The 21,380-nt window shown below is 69.9% G+C and carries 16 protein-coding genes; 11 read left to right on the plus strand and 5 right to left on the minus strand.

The genetic code is table 11. The annotated features are described in order from the left end of the window. Positions 1–161 precede the first annotated feature (161 nt). Positions 162–659: a GbsR/MarR family transcriptional regulator gene (locus AQI70_RS16650; RefSeq protein WP_062149957.1), complete on the minus strand. Its 498-nt coding sequence runs from the start codon at positions 657–659 to the stop codon at positions 162–164. A 749-nt stretch (positions 660–1,408) separates the two neighbouring features. On the opposite strand from AQI70_RS16650, the gene AQI70_RS16655 reads away from it, so the two are divergent. Then, entirely contained in the window at positions 1,409–2,083 is a 675-nt protein-coding gene (locus tag AQI70_RS16655) for an LmbU family transcriptional regulator (RefSeq protein ID WP_244181665.1), read from the plus strand. A gap of 53 nt (positions 2,084–2,136) precedes the next feature. On the opposite strand, the gene AQI70_RS16660 is transcribed toward AQI70_RS16655, so the two are convergent. Next, positions 2,137–2,781, minus strand: coding sequence for an FMN-binding negative transcriptional regulator (locus AQI70_RS16660; protein WP_062149963.1), 645 nt, complete (start codon positions 2,779–2,781; stop codon positions 2,137–2,139). Between the two features lie 250 nt (positions 2,782–3,031). Further along, a complete protein-coding gene (locus tag AQI70_RS40180; protein WP_244181684.1) occupies positions 3,032–3,202 on the minus strand; it encodes a hypothetical protein in 171 nt (56 codons plus the stop codon). Here AQI70_RS40180 and AQI70_RS16665 point away from each other — a divergent pair. Together AQI70_RS16665 and AQI70_RS16670 are read left to right on the plus strand one after the other, a co-directional pair. After that, positions 3,201–4,376 (plus strand): cation:proton antiporter, encoded by a 1,176-nt coding sequence (locus AQI70_RS16665; RefSeq protein WP_341845954.1) that lies wholly within the window; start codon positions 3,201–3,203, stop codon positions 4,374–4,376. The two genes, AQI70_RS40180 and AQI70_RS16665, sit on opposite strands and share 2 nt — an antisense overlap. 278 nt (positions 4,377–4,654) lie before the next feature. Continuing rightward, on the plus strand, positions 4,655–5,998 hold the full coding sequence (locus AQI70_RS16670) for a lysine N(6)-hydroxylase/L-ornithine N(5)-oxygenase family protein (RefSeq protein ID WP_062149969.1): 1,344 nt from the start codon (positions 4,655–4,657) through the stop codon (positions 5,996–5,998). Positions 5,999–6,120: 122 nt separating this feature from the next. On the opposite strand, the gene AQI70_RS16675 is transcribed toward AQI70_RS16670, so the two are convergent. Beyond that, positions 6,121–6,357 (minus strand): MbtH family protein, encoded by a 237-nt coding sequence (locus AQI70_RS16675; RefSeq protein ID WP_062150114.1) that lies wholly within the window; start codon positions 6,355–6,357, stop codon positions 6,121–6,123. Positions 6,358–6,731: 374 nt separating this feature from the next. On the opposite strand from AQI70_RS16675, the gene AQI70_RS16680 reads away from it, so the two are divergent. From AQI70_RS16680 to AQI70_RS16695, 4 genes are read left to right on the plus strand one after another with little or no spacing between them, the layout of a single operon-like run. After that, positions 6,732–7,682 (plus strand): chlorinating enzyme, encoded by a 951-nt coding sequence (locus tag AQI70_RS16680; RefSeq protein WP_062149972.1) that lies wholly within the window; start codon positions 6,732–6,734, stop codon positions 7,680–7,682. Beyond that, positions 7,679–9,301 carry an amino acid adenylation domain-containing protein gene (locus tag AQI70_RS16685; protein WP_062149975.1) on the plus strand — a complete coding sequence of 541 codons (1,623 nt, stop codon included), beginning with the start codon at positions 7,679–7,681 and terminating at the stop codon, positions 9,299–9,301. Before AQI70_RS16680 ends, AQI70_RS16685 begins: the two co-directional genes overlap by 4 nt. Beyond that, a complete protein-coding gene (locus tag AQI70_RS16690) occupies positions 9,298–9,570 on the plus strand; it encodes a phosphopantetheine-binding protein (protein WP_062149978.1) in 273 nt (90 codons plus the stop codon). The genes AQI70_RS16685 and AQI70_RS16690 overlap by 4 nt, the downstream gene beginning before the upstream one ends. A gap of 1 nt (position 9,571) precedes the next feature. Continuing rightward, positions 9,572–10,336 carry a thioesterase II family protein gene (locus tag AQI70_RS16695; RefSeq protein ID WP_062149981.1) on the plus strand — a complete coding sequence of 255 codons (765 nt, stop codon included), beginning with the start codon at positions 9,572–9,574 and terminating at the stop codon, positions 10,334–10,336. On the opposite strand, the gene AQI70_RS16700 is transcribed toward AQI70_RS16695, so the two are convergent. After that, entirely contained in the window at positions 10,311–11,012 is a 702-nt protein-coding gene (locus tag AQI70_RS16700) for a helix-turn-helix transcriptional regulator (RefSeq protein WP_159042673.1), read from the minus strand. The genes AQI70_RS16695 and AQI70_RS16700 overlap by 26 nt on opposite strands. Positions 11,013–11,484: 472 nt before the next feature. Between AQI70_RS16700 and AQI70_RS16705 the strand changes: the two genes are divergently transcribed. The 4 genes from AQI70_RS16705 to AQI70_RS16720 all read left to right on the plus strand — a co-directional run. Beyond that, positions 11,485–12,297 (plus strand): hypothetical protein, encoded by an 813-nt coding sequence (locus AQI70_RS16705; RefSeq protein ID WP_062149987.1) that lies wholly within the window; start codon positions 11,485–11,487, stop codon positions 12,295–12,297. A gap of 70 nt (positions 12,298–12,367) precedes the next feature. Continuing rightward, positions 12,368–14,191 carry an FAD-binding protein gene (locus tag AQI70_RS16710; protein ID WP_159042674.1) on the plus strand — a complete coding sequence of 608 codons (1,824 nt, stop codon included), beginning with the start codon at positions 12,368–12,370 and terminating at the stop codon, positions 14,189–14,191. Next, positions 14,188–14,472, plus strand: a complete 285-nt coding sequence (locus AQI70_RS16715) for a hypothetical protein (protein ID WP_062149994.1) — start codon at positions 14,188–14,190, stop codon at positions 14,470–14,472. The genes AQI70_RS16710 and AQI70_RS16715 overlap by 4 nt, the downstream gene beginning before the upstream one ends. 198 nt (positions 14,473–14,670) lie before the next feature. Continuing rightward, the coding region (locus AQI70_RS16720; RefSeq protein WP_159042675.1) for a non-ribosomal peptide synthetase at positions 14,671–21,380 on the plus strand (6,710 nt) is incomplete at its 3' end.

Here is a 21,380-nt window from a genome sequence, read left to right on the forward strand (position 1 = left end):
TTCTCCGCGGCGAGTTCGATCAGCTCATCGACCGCGGAGGTGTCGCCTTCGGCGGCTCGTTCACGCAGGTCGGACAGGTCGGAATCGGTCATGACGGATGCTCTCCCCTGGTCTTGACCAGACCCGGTCGGCCTGGCCGGCGTGCCCCCGCAGGGTCCCGCCTATCCGGTCGAAGTGGGCTGGCTCATCGACGCCCGAAGCTGGTCGCGGTGGGTGTGCCACTCGTCCAGGAGCGCGGGCAGGCGGGCGGCCAGGAACTCGGCCAGAGCGATCATCTCCTCCAGTGGCGCACGACGCTCCGGGGGAGCATCGGCGAGCAACGCCAACCCCTCACGGAACAGCTCCGCGTGCTCCTTGTGGACGGCGGAGTCGAAGTGCTGGGGCTGCTGGCTCACCGGGTTAAGACTCACCCGGTCCACTCGCTCTCCGGCAGCCCGGGTGCGCCGTGCCATCCGATAACTCTCGAGCAGTTTGACCGCGCCCGTGATGGCGCTACGGCTGGCCAGCAGTGCCTCGCTCAGTTCGTCGATCGTCTGCTGCGGCGGATCGCAGACGAAGAGATAACCGAGCAGGCGGCCGGCCATCGGTGGAAAGCCGTACTGGCGCGCGTAGAAGCGGCCGAGGTGATCAGCGAAGATCAACTGTGTGTCATGCGGCACACGTGCACGATAGCAGCCATGGCTGAAATGACACAAATTTGTGTCATCACCGTCATGGGGCTGTGCGGTGCCTGGTGGGGGTCGTTCCGCGGGCCCGGCGCTGCGCACGGCTCCGCGGCGGCGGGCGAAAGGCGGTCCTGACCTGCATCGGATTGCTTCTCGCCTGCCTCATGCCGTCACCCTTCCTGGATCGACCGGTCGCGTCGGAACCCTTGGCCAAGCATCGCAGGCACAGGACTCCGTGCAAGTGGAACCGATCTCCCAGCGGCTCGTTTGAGACAGCTGTGACAGGGGTGCAGTCCCGGCCGGCAGCCGCTCGCGAGGGGACCGCGAGTCGGCATTGGCCTGCTCTCAAAGGTTGAGAAAACCAGCTGGGCGCGGCCGGAACGACCTCAGACTTCGTGTCGACGGCCGTGTATAAACATTCAAAAGTCTCCGTGGGTAACAGTGCGTTCCTTGCTGCCGCTGCGCTTGCTGGGTTTGACTTGCGTCGACCCCGAGGGGGACTCGCCTTGGAGCGGCGGCAGCATGGCCGGATCCGTGCATCTGGTTGTGAATGAGGTAAGAAACCGCGTGTGTCAGGGGTCCCTGGCGGGATCTCCCGCCGAGCTGTTGATCCCCCGCGACCAGGAAGAATTACTCAGGTATCGACCGCCCAAATCCAGTTCGAAGAGCAGCAGTACACATCAATCCTTGCCGGCTCGATTCAACGGTCACCTGGAGAAACGGTCATGAACACTGTCCACAACATGAACCCGCCCGGTGTCGGGCTGTCCGCAAGACCGACAGCGTCCGGACGTGGAAACCGTCGACTGACGCATGCCATGCCGCAGGGAGGCGAAGTATTAACGACGCGGGTCGGCCTGCAGATACCCGCCGGCCTGAATTTTGACACCTGGGAGCGGGCCGGTCGTACCCTGGCCGGCATCGTCGACTCCTCCGCCTGGTGGCTCGGCGACTGGCTTGTGTATGGAAAGGACAATTACGCGGACCGGTACGAGCGTGGCATTCGTGCGGCCGGGCTGAAGTACCAGACGCTGCGCAACTACGCCTGGGTTTCCCGGCGGTTCGAGTTCGGTCGGCGGCGCTCCCGGCTGAGCTTCCAGCACCACGCCGAAGTGGCCTCACTGACGGTGGACCAGCAGGAGTGCTGGCTCGACAGCGCCGAGCAGGGGAACTGGACCACAAAGCAGCTGCGCAGTGCCATCCAGAGGGCGCGCGAGAACGAACCGAGCGGAAAGGAGCCGTCCCATGTGACCCGTCGCCTGGAGGTTCCCGACAATCGTTTTCGGCGCTGGCACAAAGCGGCGGAACGTTCCGGCATCGACTTCGAGAAATGGGTCACGACGACGCTCGACCACGCGGCCGAACGGACCCTGGAGGATCTGAAGGCCCTGGCGGACCGGCCCGAGGCCGGCGTCTGACCCCCGGGTGCCGTGGTCGGTCCCACCGCAGGTCGGGACCGACCGGGGCGCTCCTACTGCAGTCGCTCCATGAGATCCGCGGTCTCCCGGTGGAGACTGCACTCGCGCCCGGCGAACGACTTCCGTACCCGGTCGCGGATCTCGGGCTCCTGTTCCTGGCTGAGCTTGAACATGCCATCGGCGCCGGACACCCGGACGCGGAACGCCCCGACGCCGGGGAGGATCCTGCGGAAGTAGTCGACCGAATCCGTCATGTTCCAGTCGGCGCCGAATTCCGCCTCGAAGGCCCGGACCGTGGATTGCACGACGTGCAGTGTATCCTCCGGCGAGTCAATCTTTTCGGCCGTGCCGTGAACATGGACGGACGTGAAGTTCCACGTGGGTGCGGCCGGGGTTTTCTCGTACACCGTCGGCGAGACATAGGCGTGCGGGCCGGTGAAGACCAATAGGACCGGGTCGCCGTCCCGGAGCGCCGACCAGTGGGGATTCTGCACATTCATGTGTCCGAGCAGCAGACCGCCTGAAAGATCGGCGGTCCAGTTCCCGGTCATTTCCGGGTCCTGAATGACGGGTAGATGCGTGGCGAACGGCTCACCATCGGTGGCCCCATTGGTCGTCAGTAACGCCAACGGATTCCTGTGTATCAGGTCGACCATCCAGGTGCCGTTCGGTTCGCGATATGGGCGGGGAACGTACATGGCGGTAGTCCCTTCCTTGCGAATACACCGCTGTGAATATACCTCTGATGGTCTTGTTGTTTCCGCGCCCGGCGTACCGTAACAGATGGCCGGAGCACTGGATCGCGATCTCCCGTTGTCCTGTCGCCGGGACAGGGAAGTATCGCCATGGACTGCAACGGCGATTATGGTCGCCGGATGAAGCAGGAATGTCCGGCGCGTTCCGGGTCTCCGTCGGTCACCAGGTACCCAAAGGGACTGGTGGAAATTATCACTTGTTTTGTTTGGAACGGGGGAGGGTGAGGGCATTGGATGTCACTTTTGCAGCCGCCCGCTCCGGCGACGCCGTGACCGGTGACATGCTCGCCGGGCTGGCCATGATTCTCGCCGCGGCATTCGTTTTTGCCCGGCTTGCCAAAAGGGTTCGCCAGCCGGCGGTCATGGGAGAGATCATCGCCGGTCTGGCGCTGGGGCCGAGCCTGCTGGGGCTCCTGCCGGGCAACCTCACCGAAGAGCTGTTTCCGGCGGGCACACGGCCGATCCTCCAGGCCCTGTCCCAACTCGGGCTGGTGCTCTTCATGTTCGGCATCGGCTACGAGCTGGACTTCCGTCGGCTGCGAGGCGCCGGCCGCCAGGTCACCCTGGTGTCGCTCAGTTCCGTGGCGCTGCCGTTCGTACTGGGCGCGGGACTGGCGGTGCTCCTGTACCCCTGGTACGACAAGTCGCAGCTGAGCACCGATGGCGTGCTGGCCCCGGCGCTCTTCCTCGGGGCGGCGATGTCGATCACCGCGTTTCCGGTGCTGGCCCGGATCCTCTCCGAGGGCGGCATGCAGCGCAGCCGTATCGGCGCCCTGTCCTTGGCCTGCGCCGCCATCCAGGACTTCCTCGCCTGGTGCGTGCTGGCCGTCATCGTCGTCATCGCGACCGCGAGTGGCCCCTGGCCGCTGGTGCGGATGCTGCTGGAATCGGGTGTGTTCCTGATCTGCCTGGTCTGCCTCGTGCGTCCGGGCCTGCGCTGGCTGCTGGCCCCGGAGCGGCGGTGGGCGGCCGGCAGTGCCCTCATCCACGCCCTGCTCGTCACCGGCGTCCTGCTGTCCGCCTGGGCGACCAACGAGATTGGGCTGCACGCCGTGTTCGGCGCCTTCGCCTTCGGCGCCGCGGTGCCACGCGACCACATCGAGGCGCAGGCTCCCGAGGTCGCCGAGCGCATCGAGCAGACCAGTCTCTTCCTGCTGCCCGTCTTCTTCACCGTGACCGGGCTGTCGGTGGACCTCGGCGGGCTCGGCGGACACGGCGTCCTCATGACCCTCGCCGTCATCGTGGTGGCCTGCGTGGGCAAGTTCGCCGGAGCCGCCACGTCCGCCCGGCTGTCGGGAGCGTCGGGGCGTGAGTCGCTGGCGCTCGGCGTCCTGCTCAACGCCCGCGGCCTGACGGAACTGGTCATCCTCAACGTGGGTCTCGGGCTGGGTGTGCTGGACGGCCGGGTGTTCAGCGCGATGGTCGTCATGGCCCTGGTCACCACCCTCATGACGGGACCGCTGCTGCAACGCCTACGCGTTCAGCAGGAGTTGGTGCCGGCACCGATATCCCAGCAGAGCGTCGAGAAAGGCGTCTGACGGTCCCGGCGTGCGCCGTCGTCCTGTCAGCGGGACAACGTTCCACAATCCAGGCCCCTTGAAAGGGCGAAGTGTGCGTTCTAGATTGACGTCGGGTGCTCCGGTACATCTGAATTCCGAACCCAGCCCCGTTCGGCCGCCCATGGACGAAGCCGATCCTTTCCGCGGTAAATCAGCGAGACCCGGCGGCGCATTTCCGACCCGGATCCACCGGGCAAGAGAACTGACCCATCACGAATGCGGCTGTCTGCTGCGGCAGCGCCGACGGGAGGTTACCCATGGGTGCTCGTGCGGCTGAAGTGTACGACGTGGTCGGCATCGGGTTCGGGCCGTCCAACCTGTCGCTGGCTGTAGCCCTCGAAGAGCACAATGTCCACACGCCCGACGAGCCGGTCACGGCGGTTTTCCTCGAACGGCAGGAGAAGTTCGGATGGCACCGGAACATGCTGCTTCCCGCCACGACGATGCAGATACCCTTCCTCAAGGACATTGCCACTTTCCGTAATCCGGCGTCCCGGTACAGCTTCGTCTCGTACCTGCACGCTTCGGGCCGGCTGGCGAGCTTTGTCAACAACCAGACGTTCTTCCCCACCCGGCAGGAGTTCCACCAGTACCTGGAATGGGTGGCGTCGAACTTCGGCGATCGCGTCTCCTACGGTGCGCAGGTCGTCGGCCTGAGCCGCCCGGGGGAGGGTTCGGGCCCCGGTGTGCCCCCGTACCTGGAGGTGGAGATACGCGGGGAAGCGGACCGGGCACGGCGATCGGTCCGCGCGCGCAATGTGGTCGTTTCGACCGGCCTGGTCCCCCGCATGCCCGAAGGCGTGCCCTGTGACGACCGGGTCTGGCACAGTTCGCAGTTCCTGACCGGCTTCCGCCGGTTGGGCCGGGCCGGCCTCAGGTCCGTCGCGGTGGTGGGAGCGGGGCAGAGCGCGGCCGAGATCACGCGGTTCCTCCATGACTCGGTGCCTGAGGCCCAGGTCCATTCGATCATCCCGTCGTACGGGTACTCCCTCGCCGACGACACACCCTTCGCCAACCAGGTGTTCGATCCGAACGCGGTGGACGACTACTACTTCGGCACCGACCGGACGCGTCAGGCGTTCTGGGACTACCACAAGAACACCAACTACTCGGTCGTCGACGACGACGTGATCAGGGACCTCTACCGCCGGTCGTACGAAGAGGACGTCCGCGGCACAAGGCGACTGCACTTCCTCAATCTGACCCGGGTCAGCGAGGTCAAGCGGTCCGGAGACGACACCCGCGTCCTGCTCATGAACGGCGAGACACGGGAACTCGAAGTCGACCTCTGCGTGTTCGCCACCGGCTACCACGCGATGGAGCCCACCGGCCTGCTGGGCGAGCTCGACCAGTACTGCCTGCGGGACGAGGCCGGCCGCCACCGGGTCGACCGCGACTACCGGCTGATGGCCGGCCCCGAACTGCCGGGCGCTGTCTATCTGCAGGGCGGGACGGAGCACACCCACGGGCTGTCGTCGTCACTCCTGTCCAACATCGCGGTACGCAGCGGTGAGATCGCCGAGTCCATCGTCAGCCGACGCCGCATCCAGCGTGAGCTCGATGAGCCGATATCCGCGGAACCCGCCGGCAAGTCCCGCTGATCCGCTCCCTCGGACCGGCTCGAACACGCGGAGGATCCGTACGCGGGCCGATTCGGCGCGCAAAGGGCGGGTCCGGGCGCTCCCAGAGCGCCCGGACCCGCCCTTGTGTCTGCCCGGATCTGCTAGGCACTGCCGGTCGCCACCTGACCGGCGGCCATGGCGTCCCGAAGGCTCTTCGGCCGCAGGTCGGTCCAGTTGGCCTCGATGTATTCGAGGCACTCCTGGCGGCCGGCCTCGCCGAAGACGACCCGCCAGCCGGCAGGGACCTCGGCGAAGGTCGGCCACAGGGAGTGCTGCTCCTCGTCGTTCACCAGGACGAAGAAACGCCCGTCGTCATCGTCGAAGGGGTTTCCGCTCATGCTCATCTCCCATTCCTGCCGCTGTTCTGCGAGAAAACTCCGGATGATGGAGCCGCCTTCCGGCGGGCGCACATCGCAACTCGTCGCACCAACCGACAGTTTGACACGGAATTCCAGCCCGGCGTAAGAGACTCCCGGGGGAATGTCCCCAAGTCGTGCGCCCGCGTCGGCATTTCCCACTGGAGGTAGCCGATCGGCTACCCCTTTCGTGCGCACCGTTCGGCGTCCCAAGGACTCTTCTCGCCGCACCGAGGCGCGCCCTAGGCTCGGAGCACGCGGCGTGGAATGCGGTGGACCTTGCGTTGTTTCGGGGGCACCCAAGCCGGCGCGGGAGAACGCTCACACTGCGAAGAGTCCTGGAAGGGTGATGCCACATGGCGAATGCCGTCGGCGCGGCCGTCAACTACGCATTGAGCGAACGAGAACTCGAGCAATTCCAGCGCGATGGTTTCATCGGTCCGTTCGACGTGTACGGACCCGAGGAGATGGAGCGGGCGCTGCAGGCCATGCGGCCCAAGCTCATCGACAGTCGGCAGGGCGTCTACCACCAAGGCGACGCGCTGTCCGGCACGACCAACCTGGCCAGCTACGACCGGCACCTGGACGTCGACTTCCTGGCCCGGCACATCACCCGGCCGGAGATCGTCGACCGGGTGACCAGCGTGCTGGGGGCCGACGCACTGTGCTGGCGTACGGAGTTCTTCCCCAAGTATCCCGGCGACGAGGGGACCGACTGGCACCAGGCGGACAACTTCGCCAACGTGGGGAAGCACCCGCAGATCGTCTGGCCGCAGGACGCGAGCTTCGGCGGTGCCCTCACCGTGTGGACGGCCTTCACGGACTCCACGCTCGACAACGGCTGCCTCCAGTTCATCCCGGGCTCGCACAAGACGATGAACTACGACGAGAACAAGGTCATCGAGTACGACGCCGACCGCATCAACCAGAGCGTCAAGAACGGCGTCAGGCGCGGCTTCTACGGCTACGACTACCGGCAGCTGCAGAAGGACCCGAACTGGAGCCCCGACGAGTCCAAGGCCGAGTCCATGGTCATGCGCCAGGGCCAGGCCATCATGTTCTGGTCGACGCTCATGCACGCCTCGCATCCGCACAGCGGCCTGACCGACCAGATGCGCCTCGGCTTCACCGCGCGGTACGTGCCCACGCCGGTGCGGGTCTATCCGTACCAGGACACCCTCGCGGAGTACGGAGTCGAGGTCAGCCTGGAGAAGTGGGGCTGTGTACTCGTCTCCGGCAAGGACGAGTTCGGGCACAACCGCTTCGTCGACCGCACGGTCAACGGCACGCCCTTCGAGGTGCGATGAAGACCGAAGCGCCTGGCGCCCCGGCGGTGGCCTGTTCCGAAGCGGCACTGGCCGTGCACCGGGAGATCAACCGGACGACGACGCCCTATCCACGCGACAGCAGCGTGGTGGAGCGGTTCGTGCACTGGGTCGGCCGCCGCCCGGACGCCGTGGCCGTCGTGCAGGAGGGCCGTACGCTCACCTATCGCGAACTCAACCGCCTCGCGAACGGGTTGGCGCGCGAACTGCGCGACGACGGTGTGCGGCTGGGCACGCCCGTAGCGGTGTGTGTGGCCCGGTCACCCGAGATGCTCGTCGCGTTGGTCGCGGTGCTCAAGTGCGGCGGAACATATGTGCCGGTGGACCCGGAGTGGCCGGACGAGCGCCTGCGTGCCGTGCTCTTGGACGCCGGCTGCGACCGGGTGCTCAGTGACCGGCCCGGCGCGCTGGCACAGCGGCTCGACGGAGCCGGGTGCCGGGTGCGGGAGGTCGCCGAACGGACGCTGGTACCGGTCGACGCCGACCCCGAGTGCCCGGCCGGCCCCGACAGCGTCGCCTGCATCAACTTCACCTCCGGCTCGACCGGCCGCGCCAAGGGCGTACCCATCCTGCACCGGGGCATCGTGCGGCTGGTGCACGGCGCCAGCTACGGGCCGCTGGACGAGAACAGCCGTGTGCTGCAGGTGACGCCGGTGACCTTCGACATCGCCACGTGGGAGATCTGGGCCGCCCTGCTCAACGGCGGGACGTCCGTGATGTACCCCGCCGAGTTCGTCCAGCTCTCCCGCCTCGACCGGGTCATCAAGGAGGGCGGCGTCAACATCCTGCTGCTCACCACGGCCCTGTTCAACTCGGTCGTGGACGAGGCCCCGGAGGCGCTGGAGACGGTGGCGACCATCACCAGCGGCGGCGAGGCCCACTCGCACCGGCACATGGCGAAGGCGGTGCGGACCTACGGCCGCGGCCGGGTGGTCAACCTCTACGGGCCCACCGAGTGCACCTGCATCGCGACCCACTACCCGGTCGACGAGCCCCCGCGCCAGGACGCGCCGCTGCCGATCGGCCGACCCATCCAGAACACCCGGCTCTATCTGCTCGCCGACGATGCGCGCAGGCTCTGCGAGCCAGGCGAGACAGGGGAGATCTGCCTGGCGGGCGACGGCCTGGCGGTCGGCTACCTCGGCCGGCCCGATCTGACGGAGGCGGCCTTCGTCCACCGTGACATCGCAGGAGTGACCGAGCGCCTCTACCGGACCGGCGACCTGGGCCGGCTGCTGCCCGGCGGAGACGTGGTCTTCGAAGGCCGACGGGACGACCAGGTCAAGATCAACAGTTTCCGCATCGAGCTCGGCGAGATCACCCACCACCTGAACCGCCACCCGCTGGTGCAGCAGAGCTGCGTCGCCGTACGCGACAACCGGGGCGACAAGTCCCTGGTGGCGTTCGTCGTGCCGGCCGGGCCCGACGCCTCGCCGGACGGCTTCCGTCAGCACCTGGCGGCCAAGCTACCGCGGTACATGGTCCCGGCGCAGATCCACCTGTGTGAGCGCTTCCCGTTGACGCCCAACGGAAAGATCGATCGCCGCGCGCTGCTCACCGCGCATTCATCGCCAGCGACGTCAGGAGAGTTCACCCGATGAGCGAAGCGACCCACCAGAGCGCCGTGGAGACGATGACCCCCACCGAGTCGGTACTCGCGCAGATGTGGCGCGACCTGCTCGGACGCCCGGACATCCGGTCCGGGGACGACTTCTTCGAGGCCGGGGGCACGTCGCTCACCGCGATCAAACTGCTGCAGCGCGTCGAGAAGAGGTTCGGCGCCGATGTCCTGTCGCCCGACACGCTTTATGAGGACCCGAGGCTCGGCAGCCTGGCCCGGGCCATCGACGGGGCCGGCGGGCGCGGCTGAGGTGCCGTCGCCCTGGTTCTCCGTCTACGCTCCCCGTCCGGCTGCCGCGGTACGGCTGTACTGCCTGCCGTGCGCCGGCGGGGACGCGACGATGTTCCGGGCGTGGGCGGACCGCCTGCCACCCGGCATCGAGCTGCGGGCGGTCCGGCTCCCGGGCCGGCACGCGTGGCATCCCGAGCCGGCGTTCACCGACTGCGTCACGGCAGCGGACCGGCTGGCCGCCGGGCTCGGCCCCGAACTGCGGCCGCCCTACGTGCTGTTCGGGCACAGCATGGGCGCGCTCCTCGCCCACCAGCTGATCCGCGCCGTGGAGCGCCGCCGACTGGCCCCGCCCGTGCTCTATGTGTCGGCCTCCTGGCTGGTGGAGGGCACACCGCAGGAGCGCCTGCCCGACCCGGCCGCACCGGACGACCGGTTCGTCGACGTGCTCGGCCGACTCGGCGGTGTTCCGCCGGAGGTGCTGGCGGACCCTGAGGTACTGGCCTTCACGCTGCCGGTGCTGCGGGCCGACTTCCGGCTGTGCCGGACCTACGCGTACGAGCCCGACGGGCCGCCGATGGAGGTGCCGGTCCGCGCCATGGGCGGTGTCGCCGACACCGTGACCCCGGTCGGGGAGATGGGGAGCTGGGCTCGCCACGCCGGCAGGTTCCTGGGGGTCAGACGCTTCCCCGGGGATCACTTCTTCATCCGGGACCAGGTGGACCAGGTCATCGGTGCCCTGGTCGAGGACCTCGCGGCGGTCACGGCCGACGTGCGGGTGCCGTAGTGGTGGCCCCGGCCGCTGCCGTGGCCGTGGCCGGAAACGTACCGGGGAGGTCTCCCGCGGAGAGCACGCCGGACTGCAGTACCAGGGAGACGAGATGGACCCGGTTGGGTGAGTGGAACTGGCTGAGCAGCGCCGAGACATGGCGCTTCACCCCGTGGATGGAGATGCCCAACCGGCCGGCGATCTCCTTGTTGCTCGCCCCGGCGACCAGCAGTGCCAGCACCTCGGCACCGCGTGAGCTCAGGTGGTAGAGCTGAGGCAGCAGTACGGAACTGGTGCCGCGGGAGCGGCTGAGCAGATACGCGGCCACGGTGTCGGGAACGGCCAGTTGGCCCTCCCGCACCTGTACGAGCGCGGTGCGCAGTGAGCGAGAAGTGAGTTCGGCCTGCATGACATAGCCGTCGGCCGGCCGGCGCGTCGCTGTCTCGAACAAGTGCGGTTCGGCCGCGGGGACTATCACGATCACCGGCCGCAGGTGTTCCACGGCACGTCCGGCACGTTCCGCGCTCATCAGCGCCGAGGTGGAGATCAGCGCGACGTCGAAGTCCGTGGACATCCGGTCGTCCCGGGCGGGTATGTGTGCGACGGTGGTGGCGGACACCTCCGGGATCGTCGACAGGAGGGCGAGCAGCCCGCGACGGATCACCTCCTGCTCCTCGACGACCAATACCTTCATGCCCGTCCAAGTCGGAGGGCGCGTGTTCCACGTGCCGGCCAATTCCTCCTCGGGATGCGGATTCGAGAGATCGCGAACTGCGTCCTGGGAAAGCTGGGATGTCATGTCGGCGATGCTACCGCCTCATTTTCCGACGGGCGCCCGAGAATGGCGCCCCTGAGTCCTGGACGGGGGGCCGGGACCGGCATTTCTCTGTCCTGTCGACGGGACGACCCAGCGGCAGAGACACTGCTGAGGGTCCATTACCCGCAAAATCCGCTAGGCTCGTCGAGCCGCCTTCTTTCATGACGCGACAATCAGTCTCCGATTTCGCCGGGCCAGCCACGTCGGGCCATTAGCCCTCGACTTTCCTCGGGTGACCCGGACCGGTGAAGCCTTGAGGGGCAGGTCGCTGCGGAATCGACTGCCCGGACTCTCCCGCGCGGTGCCGATCAGGAACCCGACCACCTTTCGCCAAGAGGAGTGCTACGCCATGCCCGTCACCATCGACGACCTCGTCGACCGCATCCGCGGTCACCGCTGCTACCAGCACCCGATCTTCGAGCACTGGGCCGAAGTCCGACCGGAGAGCACGGTGGTGGGGGCGCTCTTCCACCAGATCCGCAACTTCTGCGACGCCACCCGCCCGGGCGGCAAGTTCCCCCAGGCGCTGGCGATGCACAAGCTCTCCAAGGAGAGCGACCTGCTCCAGGAGATCATCGAGAGCGAGGAGAACCACGCTCCCGAACTCGCCACGATGGCCGGCTACATCGTCAACCGGGCCGCCGGGCACACTGTCTTCGGCGACCTCTACGACCAGGAGCTGGTCGAGCAGGGGCTCAAGGAGTTCTCCGACCGGCTCCTGCGGAACCTGCCCGGCTACGACCCGAAGACCGGGCTGCTCGCCCAGACCCGCCGGGCCCGGGCCGTGTTCGACGGCCGTCAGCAGGTCGACCGGGACTCCACGCTGCGCAACCTCGGCACCGCGCTGGCCCTGGAGATGATCTCCAACCGTCATCTGATCCCGGGTGAGAAGACCGCGCTCGTCGACGCCGGCCACTACGGCGCCGAACTGGAGGACGCGGAAATGCACTACCTGCTCGAGCACTGGGGCGAGATCGGTGCCGAGCAGCAGCACGAGAAGAACGCGGTCGCAGCGGTCGGCTCCGTGCTGAACGAGCAGAACGAGGCCCTCGTCCTCGAAGGAGTCGACGCGTTCCTCGACTCGCTCGTCGCTCTGTGGGACGTCCTCGACTCCGCGCTGCTGACCTCCGGCAGGCCGGCGACCGAACTCATATCGGCCTGACCGGAACCGGGAGCCCGTTGCTCACGAGGCGGCGGGCTCCCGGGCGTTCCCGCAGAAGACGAATGGGGGAGTGACTGTGGTACGTCCGTTGAGGATCGCGGTTCTCGTCAAGCAGGTGCCGAACTTCGAGAGCCTGCGGCTGGGCGGCGACCGCAGGCTGGAGCGGACCGGGCACCAGCTGGAAATGAACCCCTACTGCCGGCGTGCCGTCGCCCAGGGGGTGCACCTCGCCCGCGAGTCCGGCGGCGAGTGCGTCGTCCTCACTCTGGGGCCGCCGGCCGCCGAGGACTGCCTGCGTGAGGCCGTCGCCTGCGGCGCCGTGCACGGCGTGCTGATCAGCGACGAGGCCTTCGCCGGCAGTGACACCCTGGCCACCGCGCGCGCCCTCGCGGCGGCACTGGTCCGACTGGGCCCGTTCGACCTCGTGCTGTGCGGACGCAACTCGGTCGACGCGGAGACGGGCCAGACGCCCGCGCAGATCGCCGAGCTGCTCGACCTGCCCATGGCGGCCGGGGTGCGCGAGCTGACCCTGAAGGACACCATGCTCGTGGTGCGCTGCGAACACGACGACGGCTGGCTGCGGACCGAACTGCCCTTGCCCGCGCTGCTCACCTGCGCCGAGCGGCTGATCCACCCGGCCAAGGCCGCCCCCGCCGAACGCGCCGACGTGCGCGCCGGCCGCATCAGCCGCCTGAACGCGACCGAGCTGGGGCCGGGGCCGTGGGGTGACGCGGCGAGCATGACGGTGGTGGGCGCCAGCCGCCGGCTCGACAGCACCCGCCTGCGGCTTCGGTTCGACGGCGATGTGGATGCCCAGGTGGAGCGGGCGGTTGTGAAGCTGGCCGAACTCGGCGCCTTCGACACCGACCCCGAGCCGCCGCTGCTCCCGGTGCCCCAGCCGTCCGGGGACCCCTCCGCCGGCGACATCGTCGTGCTGGCCGAACCCGGCCGTGACCGGCTCACCCGGGAGCTGCTGGGGCGCGCCGCACTGCTGGCGGCGGCCACCGGCAGAATCGTCACCTCCCTCGGGCCGGCCCCGCTGTCCCCGACGCTCGCGGGGTCGTGGGGCGCCGACGTGGTTGCCACGATCTCCGGTTCGGATGCCGAGCAGGACATCGCCGAGGGGCTCGCCGCGTGGTGTTCCGCCCGCCATCCCTGGGCGGTCCTGGCCCCTTCGACCATGTGGGGACGTGAGATCGCCGGACGTGTCGCCGCTCGGCTCGGGGCCGGGCTGGTGGGTGACGCCGTCGACGTGGTGACGAACCCGCAGGGCGAACTGGTCTGCTGGAAACCGGCCTTCAGCGGCGGCCTCGTCGCCGCGGTGACCTGCCGGTCCACCACCCGGTTCGCAACGGTCCGCGGGGGCACGCTGCGGCTGCTCGCGCCGCGTGCCGCCGTCGCCAGGCGGGCACCGGACCTGCTCGTGGTCCGCCGCGGGGCGGCGCGCGGCGCCGTCCGCGAGTTCGACGACGACCTCGAGGCCCTGGAGGTCGCTCCGGCGGTGGTATGCCTGGGAGCGGCCGTGCCACCCGAGGACTATCCACTGCTGGACCCCCTGCGCCACGCACTGGGCGCCGAGCTCGCGGCGACCCGCAAGGTCACCGACCAGGGATGGCAGCCCCGGGCCCGCCAGATCGGAGTGACCGGCCGCAGCGTGGCACCGCGGTTGTACGTCGCGATCGGGACCAGCGGCAAGTTCGCCAACATGGCCGGAGCGCGCGGAGCCGGTCTGGTCCTGGGGATCAACAGCGATTCCACGGCTCCGCTGTTCGAGGCGGTCGACGTCGGCGTGGTGGCGGACTGGCGGGACGCCGTCCCCCGGCTGGTGACCGCCATGGAACAGCACGGACTCCGGCACGGCAGTCCCCTGCTCGCGAGAGGAAGCACGCGATGAGGTATGGCGACACCCGCCCCACGGCGGTTCCCGGTGTGGTCGACGGGTCACTGACGATAAGTCTGGGCGCCGACCGTGAGGTCTCGTTCCACATCGAACTGGGCTCCGACGGCGATCCGTCCGGACAGGGAGCCCAGTTCGAGATCATTCTCGGCCCGCAGGACGCGGAGACCGTCCGCGCCGCACTGGAGGGCCGGGCGGGGGGTTCAGGTCAGGCGGCACCGTTCGGGATGTGGCCGGCCTCGGTGCCCTGCCAGATCGGGATCCACGTCGGTCTGTGAATTGTCCTGCCGGCAGGACAGGAAACGTCCGGCGGAGTCGTACTCCGCTGTTCCGTTATTGACCACCGGGTGCGCGCGGCTGAGAGTGAGAAATGCGCGTTTCCGCGCCCATCCGGAAATTGAAGTGAACGAGGGGGAAGAACCTTGCGTTCGTTTGGCGTGTCGTCGGCTCAGCAAGGACTGTGGCTTGCCCAGAAAATGGCTCCGGAGTTTTCCAACAATGCGTCGATGCTCTGGGAAATCTCCGGTGATCTCGATCCGGGCGTGCTGGAAGCCGCGATTCGGCGGGTGTTCCACGAGGCCGATGCCACGCTCGTCAATTTCGTGGAGCAGCAGGACGCGCTTGGGCAGGTGATCGGCGAGCCCGGTCGGCTGCGCCCCTTCCTGCACGACGTCAGCACCCGACCGGATCCCGAAGCGTCCGCCTACGCGTTCTTGGCCGACCTGATCGGCCGCCCCTTCGACCTGTCCCGCGATGTCCTCTACCGCGTCGGCGTGATCCGCCTCGCCCCCGCCCGCCACTTCCTGGTCCAGGTGTTCCACCATGTGGTGGCCGACGGCTACGGCGTGATGTCCCTGCTGTCCGGGCGCACGGCGGAGATCTACACCGCGCTCGTCAGCGGACGGCCGGTGCCCGAGGCGCGGTTCGACGGTGCCGAGGCGATCGTGGACGCCGACCGGCGCTACCGCACGTCGCAGCAGTACGCCGACGACGCGCGGTTCTGGCAGGACTACTTGGCGGAGGGCACCGCACCGGCCCGACTGCCACGTCTCGGCGCCACCGCCTCGCGGCTGCTGAGCCCCGGCCTGGCGGAGCGGACCGGGCCGGCGGACCGTTGGGCCGGCCTGAGCGAGGCCATCGGCGTGGTGAGCCGCGTCGTGACTGTCCCCGGCAGCGAGGCCTCGCAGTGGGAGAAGGCGGCCGAAGACCTGGGCCTGCGCATGCCGGCGTTTCTCGCGGCGGCCACGGCCGCCTACCTCGGCCGGCGGTGCGGACTGGGCGAACTGGTGTTCTCGCTCAGTACGAAGAACCGGGACGAGGCTGTGCAGCGGGCCCCCGGACTGACCATGAACGTGGTGCCCATCCGGGTCCGGGTCCCCCTCGCGGCGACCTTCGGGGAGATCGGCGCGGCCGTGGCGGCGGAGCGCCGGGTGGTGTTCGCCCACGCACGGCACCATCTGAGTGACATTCAGCGGGGCACGGGCGCGGTCGGGACCACCCGCAGCCCGTTCGGAGTCCTGGTCAACGTGATCCCGTACGTCACCGCACTCGACTTCGCGGGCAGCCGGGCACACCTGTACAGCGGGGCATGGGGCACCGTCGACGAGCTGACAGTCTCCACCTACCACGACGGCCGCGACGGCGGAGACCTCAACATCCGACTGGACGCCCCGCCGTCCCTCTACGGCGCCGCCGAACTGCGGCTGCTCGCCGAGGAACTGGTCCAGTTCGTCCGTGCCGTGGTGGAGCGGCCCGACGTGCCCGTCGGCCGGCTCGACATGATCCGGGCGGACCATCGCCACCTGCTGGTCACCGAGGTCAACGACACGGTCGCGCCGACCCCCGAGCGCACCGTCCCGGACCTGGTGCGGCGGCAGGCCCGCGCCACGCCCGACGCGGTCGCCGTGGTCGACGGCGACACCTCGCTCAGCCATCGGGAACTCCAGGAACGTTCGGACCGACTCGGTGCCGAGCTGAAACGGCGCGGCGTCACCCCGGACTCGCTGGTGGCGGTGGTGCTGCCCAGGTCGTCGGATCTGGTGGTCGCGCTGCTGGCGGTCCTCAAGGCGGGCGGCGCCTATCTGCCGATCGATCCCGACTACCCGCCCGAGCGGGTGGCCCGTATGGTCCGCGACGCGCGACCCGTGCTGACCCTCACCACCACCGCGCACGCCGGCGTCGTCGACGACGGTGTCTGCCCGTCCGTCGTCCTGGACCGCCTGGGCCCCCTGCCGGACGGGACGATCAGCGAGGAGGGTCCGGTCGACCGGCTCGCCTACGTGATGTACACGTCCGGATCGACCGGCGTGCCCAAGGGCATCGGCGTCACCCACCGAAGCGTCGTCGACCTGGTGCTGGACCAGCGGTGGGAGTCCGGCCAGGAGCGGGTGCTGCTGCGGTCGCCGCATGTCTTCGACGCGTCGACGTACGAGCTCTGGGTGCCGTTGGCGCACGGCGGACGGGTCGTCGTGGCACCGCCCGGGGACCTCGACAGTGTGGCCCTCGCGGACCTGGTGGCCGGTGAAGGCCTGTCGGCGGTGTTCCTGACGACCGCCCTGTTCAATCTCCTGGTGGAGCAGGACCCCTGCTGCTTCACCGGGTTGAACCAGGTGTGGACGGGTGGCGAGCGGGTGAGTCCCGACGCCGTCCGCAAGGCGGTGCGCGCCTGCCCGGCGACGACGTTCGTCCACGTCTACGGCCCCACCGAGACGACCGTCTACGCCACCTGCCACCCGGTGGGCACCGACGGCGACACCGGCGACGACGTCCCGATCGGTCGTCCGATGGACAACACGCGCGCCTATGTGCTGGACGACGCGCTGCGGCCGGTGCCCCCCGGCTGCCCCGGTGAGCTGTACCTGGCGGGATCCGGCCTGGCCCGCGGATACCTGGGCCGGAGCGCGCTCACCGCTGAGCGGTTCGTCGCCTGCCCGTACGGCGGGACGGGCGAGCGGATGTACCGCACCGGGGACGTCGTGGTGTGGACGGCCGAAGCGGAGCTGGTGTTCGTCGGACGCGCCGACGACCAGGTCAAGATCCGCGGCTTCCGGATCGAGCCCGGCGAGATCGAGGCCACCCTCGCAACCCATCCCGAGGTCTCCCAGGCCGTCGTCGTCACCCGCGACGATCCGGGCGCGGGCGGCGGGATGCAACTGGTGGCGTACGCCGTCGCGGCCGAGCCGCCGGCCGTGGACGATCTGCGCCGGTTCCTGGCCGACCGGCTGCCGGAGTTCATGGTGCCCGCGGCCTTCGTCGTGCTCGACCGCCTGCCGGTCAACCGGAACGGCAAACTGGACCGCGCCGCGCTGCCCGACCCGGAGCTCGCCCACGAGCGTTACCGGGCGCCCCGCACCCCGCGCGAGCAGACCCTCGCCCGGCTGTTCTCCGAGCTTACGGGCGTGGCACGGGTCGGCGTCGACGACAACTTCTTCCTGCTCGGCGGCCATTCGCTGCTCGTCACCCGGCTGGTGAACCGCATCCGGGCCGAGCTGGGAGCCGAGATCTCCATCGGCGTGGTCTTCGCCGGGCCCACGGTTGCCGAACTCGCCGGATGGCTGGACGCCGAGGCGCCGGCCCGCCCGCCCCTGCGGCCCGCGCCGCGTCCGGACCGCGTGCCGCTGTCGTACGCACAGCAACGGCTGTGGTTCCTGCACCGGTTCGAGGAACCGTCGGCCGTCTACCACATCCCCGCCGTGTTCCGGCTGAGCGGCCCGCTCGACCCGGCCGCCCTCACGGCCGCGCTGAGGGATGTGGTCACCCGGCACGAAGCACTGCGCACGGTGATCGCCGAGGACGAGCGCGGTGTGCCCCACCAGCGCGTGATCCCCGTGGCCGAGGCGGTGATCGACCTACCCGTACTGCCGGCCCGGCCGGAGACGCTCGACGCCGCGGTGACCGAGTCGGCGGCCCGGCTGTTCGACCTCACCCGCGACCTGCCGGTCCGCGCCGATCTGCTCCGCCTCTCCGCGCGGGAGCACGTACTGGTCCTGGTGCTCCACCACATTGCCGCGGACGGCGAATCCGTCCTGCCGCTGGGACGAGACCTGTCCACGGCGTACGCCGCCCGGCTGCGCGGTGCCGCCCCCGACTGGCCCGATCTGCCCGTGCAGTACGCCGACTACACGCTCTGGCAGCGGCAGTTGCTGTCGGACGGGCCCGGCACGGACGGCCTGCTGGACCGCCAGCTGACGTACTGGCGCAAAGAATTGGCGGGCCTGCCCCAACCCATGCGGCTGCCGACCGACCGGCCGCGCCCGGCGGTGGCCGGCCACCGCGGCGGCCTCGTCGACTTCGGCGTCGAACCAGAACTTCTCGCCTCGGTGAGGCAGTTGGCCGCAGACCGGGGCGTGACGCCGTCGATCGTGCTGCAGACGGCGCTCGCGGTGCTGCTCCACCAGCTGGGCTGCGGGGACGACCTCGCCCTCGGCTCGCCCATCGCCGGCCGCACGGACGAGGCCCTCGCGGACCTGGTCGGGTTCTTCGTCAACACCTGGGTGCTGCGGGTGCGGCTCTCCGCCCACCAGCCATTCGAGCGTGTGCTGGCGCAGGTCGGAGCGAAGGCGCTGGACGCCTACGACAACCAGGACGCGCCGTTCGACCGGCTGGTCGAGCAACTCAACCCGGAGCGCTCGCTCGGCCACCACCCCCTGTTCCAGGTGATGTTCGCCTGGCAGGACGTGCTGCCCGGGTTCGACCTGGCCGGGGTGCGCGCGGAGTGGACCTTCGCGTCCACCGGCACATCGAAGTTCGACCTGCTGTTCAACGTGGGGCCGGACGACCGGGGACGGGGACTGCGCGGCGGGATCGAATACGCGACCGACCTGTTCGACCGGTCCACCGTCGAGCAGCTCGCGGACCGGTACGTCCGGGTGCTGCGCCAGGTCGTGGCCGACCCGGCCGTGCCCGTGGGCGCCGTCGATGTCCGCACCCCCGCCGAGCGCACCGGCACGCCGGTCACCGCCCTCCCACCCGCGCCGCGGGCCACTTTGACCGGGGAGTTCGCCCGCCGCGTGGCTGAAACGCCGGATGCCGTCGCGGTGACCAACGGCCCGGCGGAGCTGACCTACCGCGAGCTGAACGCCCGTGCCGACCGCCTGGCCCGCCACCTCGCAGACTGGGGCGTCGTCCCGGAGAGCGTCGTGGCGATCGCCCTGCCGCGCTCCCCGGAGTGGGCCGTGGCAGCCCTGGCCGTGCTCAAGGCCGGCGGCACCTGCCTCCCGGTCGACCCCGCCCACCCCGCCGACCGGATCGCGCTCGTCCTGGCCGACGCGGCCCCGCGGCTGGTGCTCACCGACGAGGCGTGCGCGCGCCGGCTGCCCGCCGCCGGCATCCCGCGGCTTTTCCTCCCGCCGGACGAGGACACGGGCGCGCGGCTGCCGGGCGTCGACCTCGCGCACCCCGAGGGCCTGGCCCTGCTGTTGCCCGTGTCCGGCCCCGACGGGCATCCGCACGGCGTCGCCCTGACCCATCGCAACCTGGTGGCGTCGATCACCGGCCACGGCGAGGGCCGCGGCCCCGGTCCGGACGACGTCTGGGCCTGGAGCCACTCACCCGCGACCGACGTCGCGGCGTGGGAGCTGTGGGGCGCTCTGCTGCACGGCGGGCGCACGGTCGTCGTACCGGAAGAGGTACGACGCTCTCCCGAAGCACTGTGGGGACTGGTCACCGACGACGCCGTCACCGTGCTCACCCTCCAACCGGCCACGCTCGGCGCGCTGACGCCGCACGCGCGCGGCGCGGCAGAACCAGCCCGCCCGGGCGCCAGGCCGCGCACCGTGCTCCTCACCGGCGCACGCCCCGACCCCGCACGGATCGCCGAGTGGACCGCACACCTGCCCTCCGGCCTCACGCTGTCCGGCCTGCACGGAAGCGCCGAGACGGCCACGGACACGCCGCTCGCGCATGTGCACCTCCTCGGCCCCGGACTGACCCCGATGCCAACGGGCTCGGTGGGCGAGGTGTACGTCGCCGGTGCCGGGGTGGCGCGCGGCTACCGGGGACACGCCGGGCTGACCGCCGAGCGGTTCGTGCCGGACCCGTTCGGGCCGCCCGGGGCGCGGATGTACCGCACGGGAGACCTGGCGCGCCGCACCCCGGACGGCGCGCTGGAGTTCGTCGGCACGACGGCCACCCGCGTGCGGGTGGACGGCCTCGTCGTCGAACCGGCCGAGGTCGAAGCGGCGTTGCTGGCCTGTCCGGGCGTCGCACGGGCCGTCGTCCTGCTGCGGGAGGACGTCCGGGGCGAACCCCGGCTCGTGGGATACGTGGTCGCCGCCTCCCAGGCGACCGGCGACGCCGATGTCGACCTGACGGCGGGCCTCTCCGCCGCGGAACTGCGAGCGTTCGTGGCCGGTCGGCTGCCGGAGCCCATGGTGCCCGCCGCGTTCGTCGTCCTGGACCGGCTGCCGGTGACCGACGCCGGCGAACTGGACCGTGCGGCCCTGCCCGCGTCCGACACGGCGTCGGGGACGTACCGCGCCCCGGAGTCGGCGGTCGAGGAGATCCTGGCCACGATCTACGCCGAGGTGCTGGGGCTGGACCGGGTCGGCGTGGACGACGACTTCTTCGCCGCCGGCGGAGAGAGCATCCGTTCCATCCAGGTGGCGGTACGGGCTCGCGCGGCCGGCATTGGTATCGACCCTCGGCAGGTGTTCGAGCACCGGACCGTCGCCCGCCTCGCCGCGGCCGCGGACACCGCCGGCGACCGTGGCGCGGAGCTGGCCGAGCTCGACGGTGGCGCCGCCGGGTGGATGCCGCTGTCGCCGATCGCGCGGTACGTCCTCGGACTGGGCGGGGACTGCGCCGCCTTCGCGCAGAGCATGGTGCTGACCCTGCCGCCCGACATCGACGAGACAGGACTGACCGCGACCGTGACCGCGGTGCTGGAGCACCATGCCGTCCTGCGGTCCCGCCTGGTCCGGGAACCCGAGCCCGGTCTGGTGGCCGGCGAGCCCCTGCGCACGGACGGCCTGATCCGGCGTGCCGGGTGGGCGGGGGACACGGCCGGGGAGGACTGGCGGCGACGGCTGGCCGAGGAGGCCCGGGCCGCCGCCGCGGAACTCGACCCGGCCGCGGGCGTGATGGCACGCATGGTCTGGTTCCCCACCACCGGTCGGTTGTTGGTGGTTTTGCATCATTTGGTGGTGGATGGGGTGTCGTGGCGGGTGTTGTTGGGGGATTTGGCTGT

The sequence above is a fragment of the Streptomyces curacoi genome (assembly GCF_001513975.1).
In the GTDB taxonomy this organism is placed as follows: Bacteria; Actinomycetota; Actinomycetes; order Streptomycetales; family Streptomycetaceae; genus Streptomyces; species Streptomyces curacoi.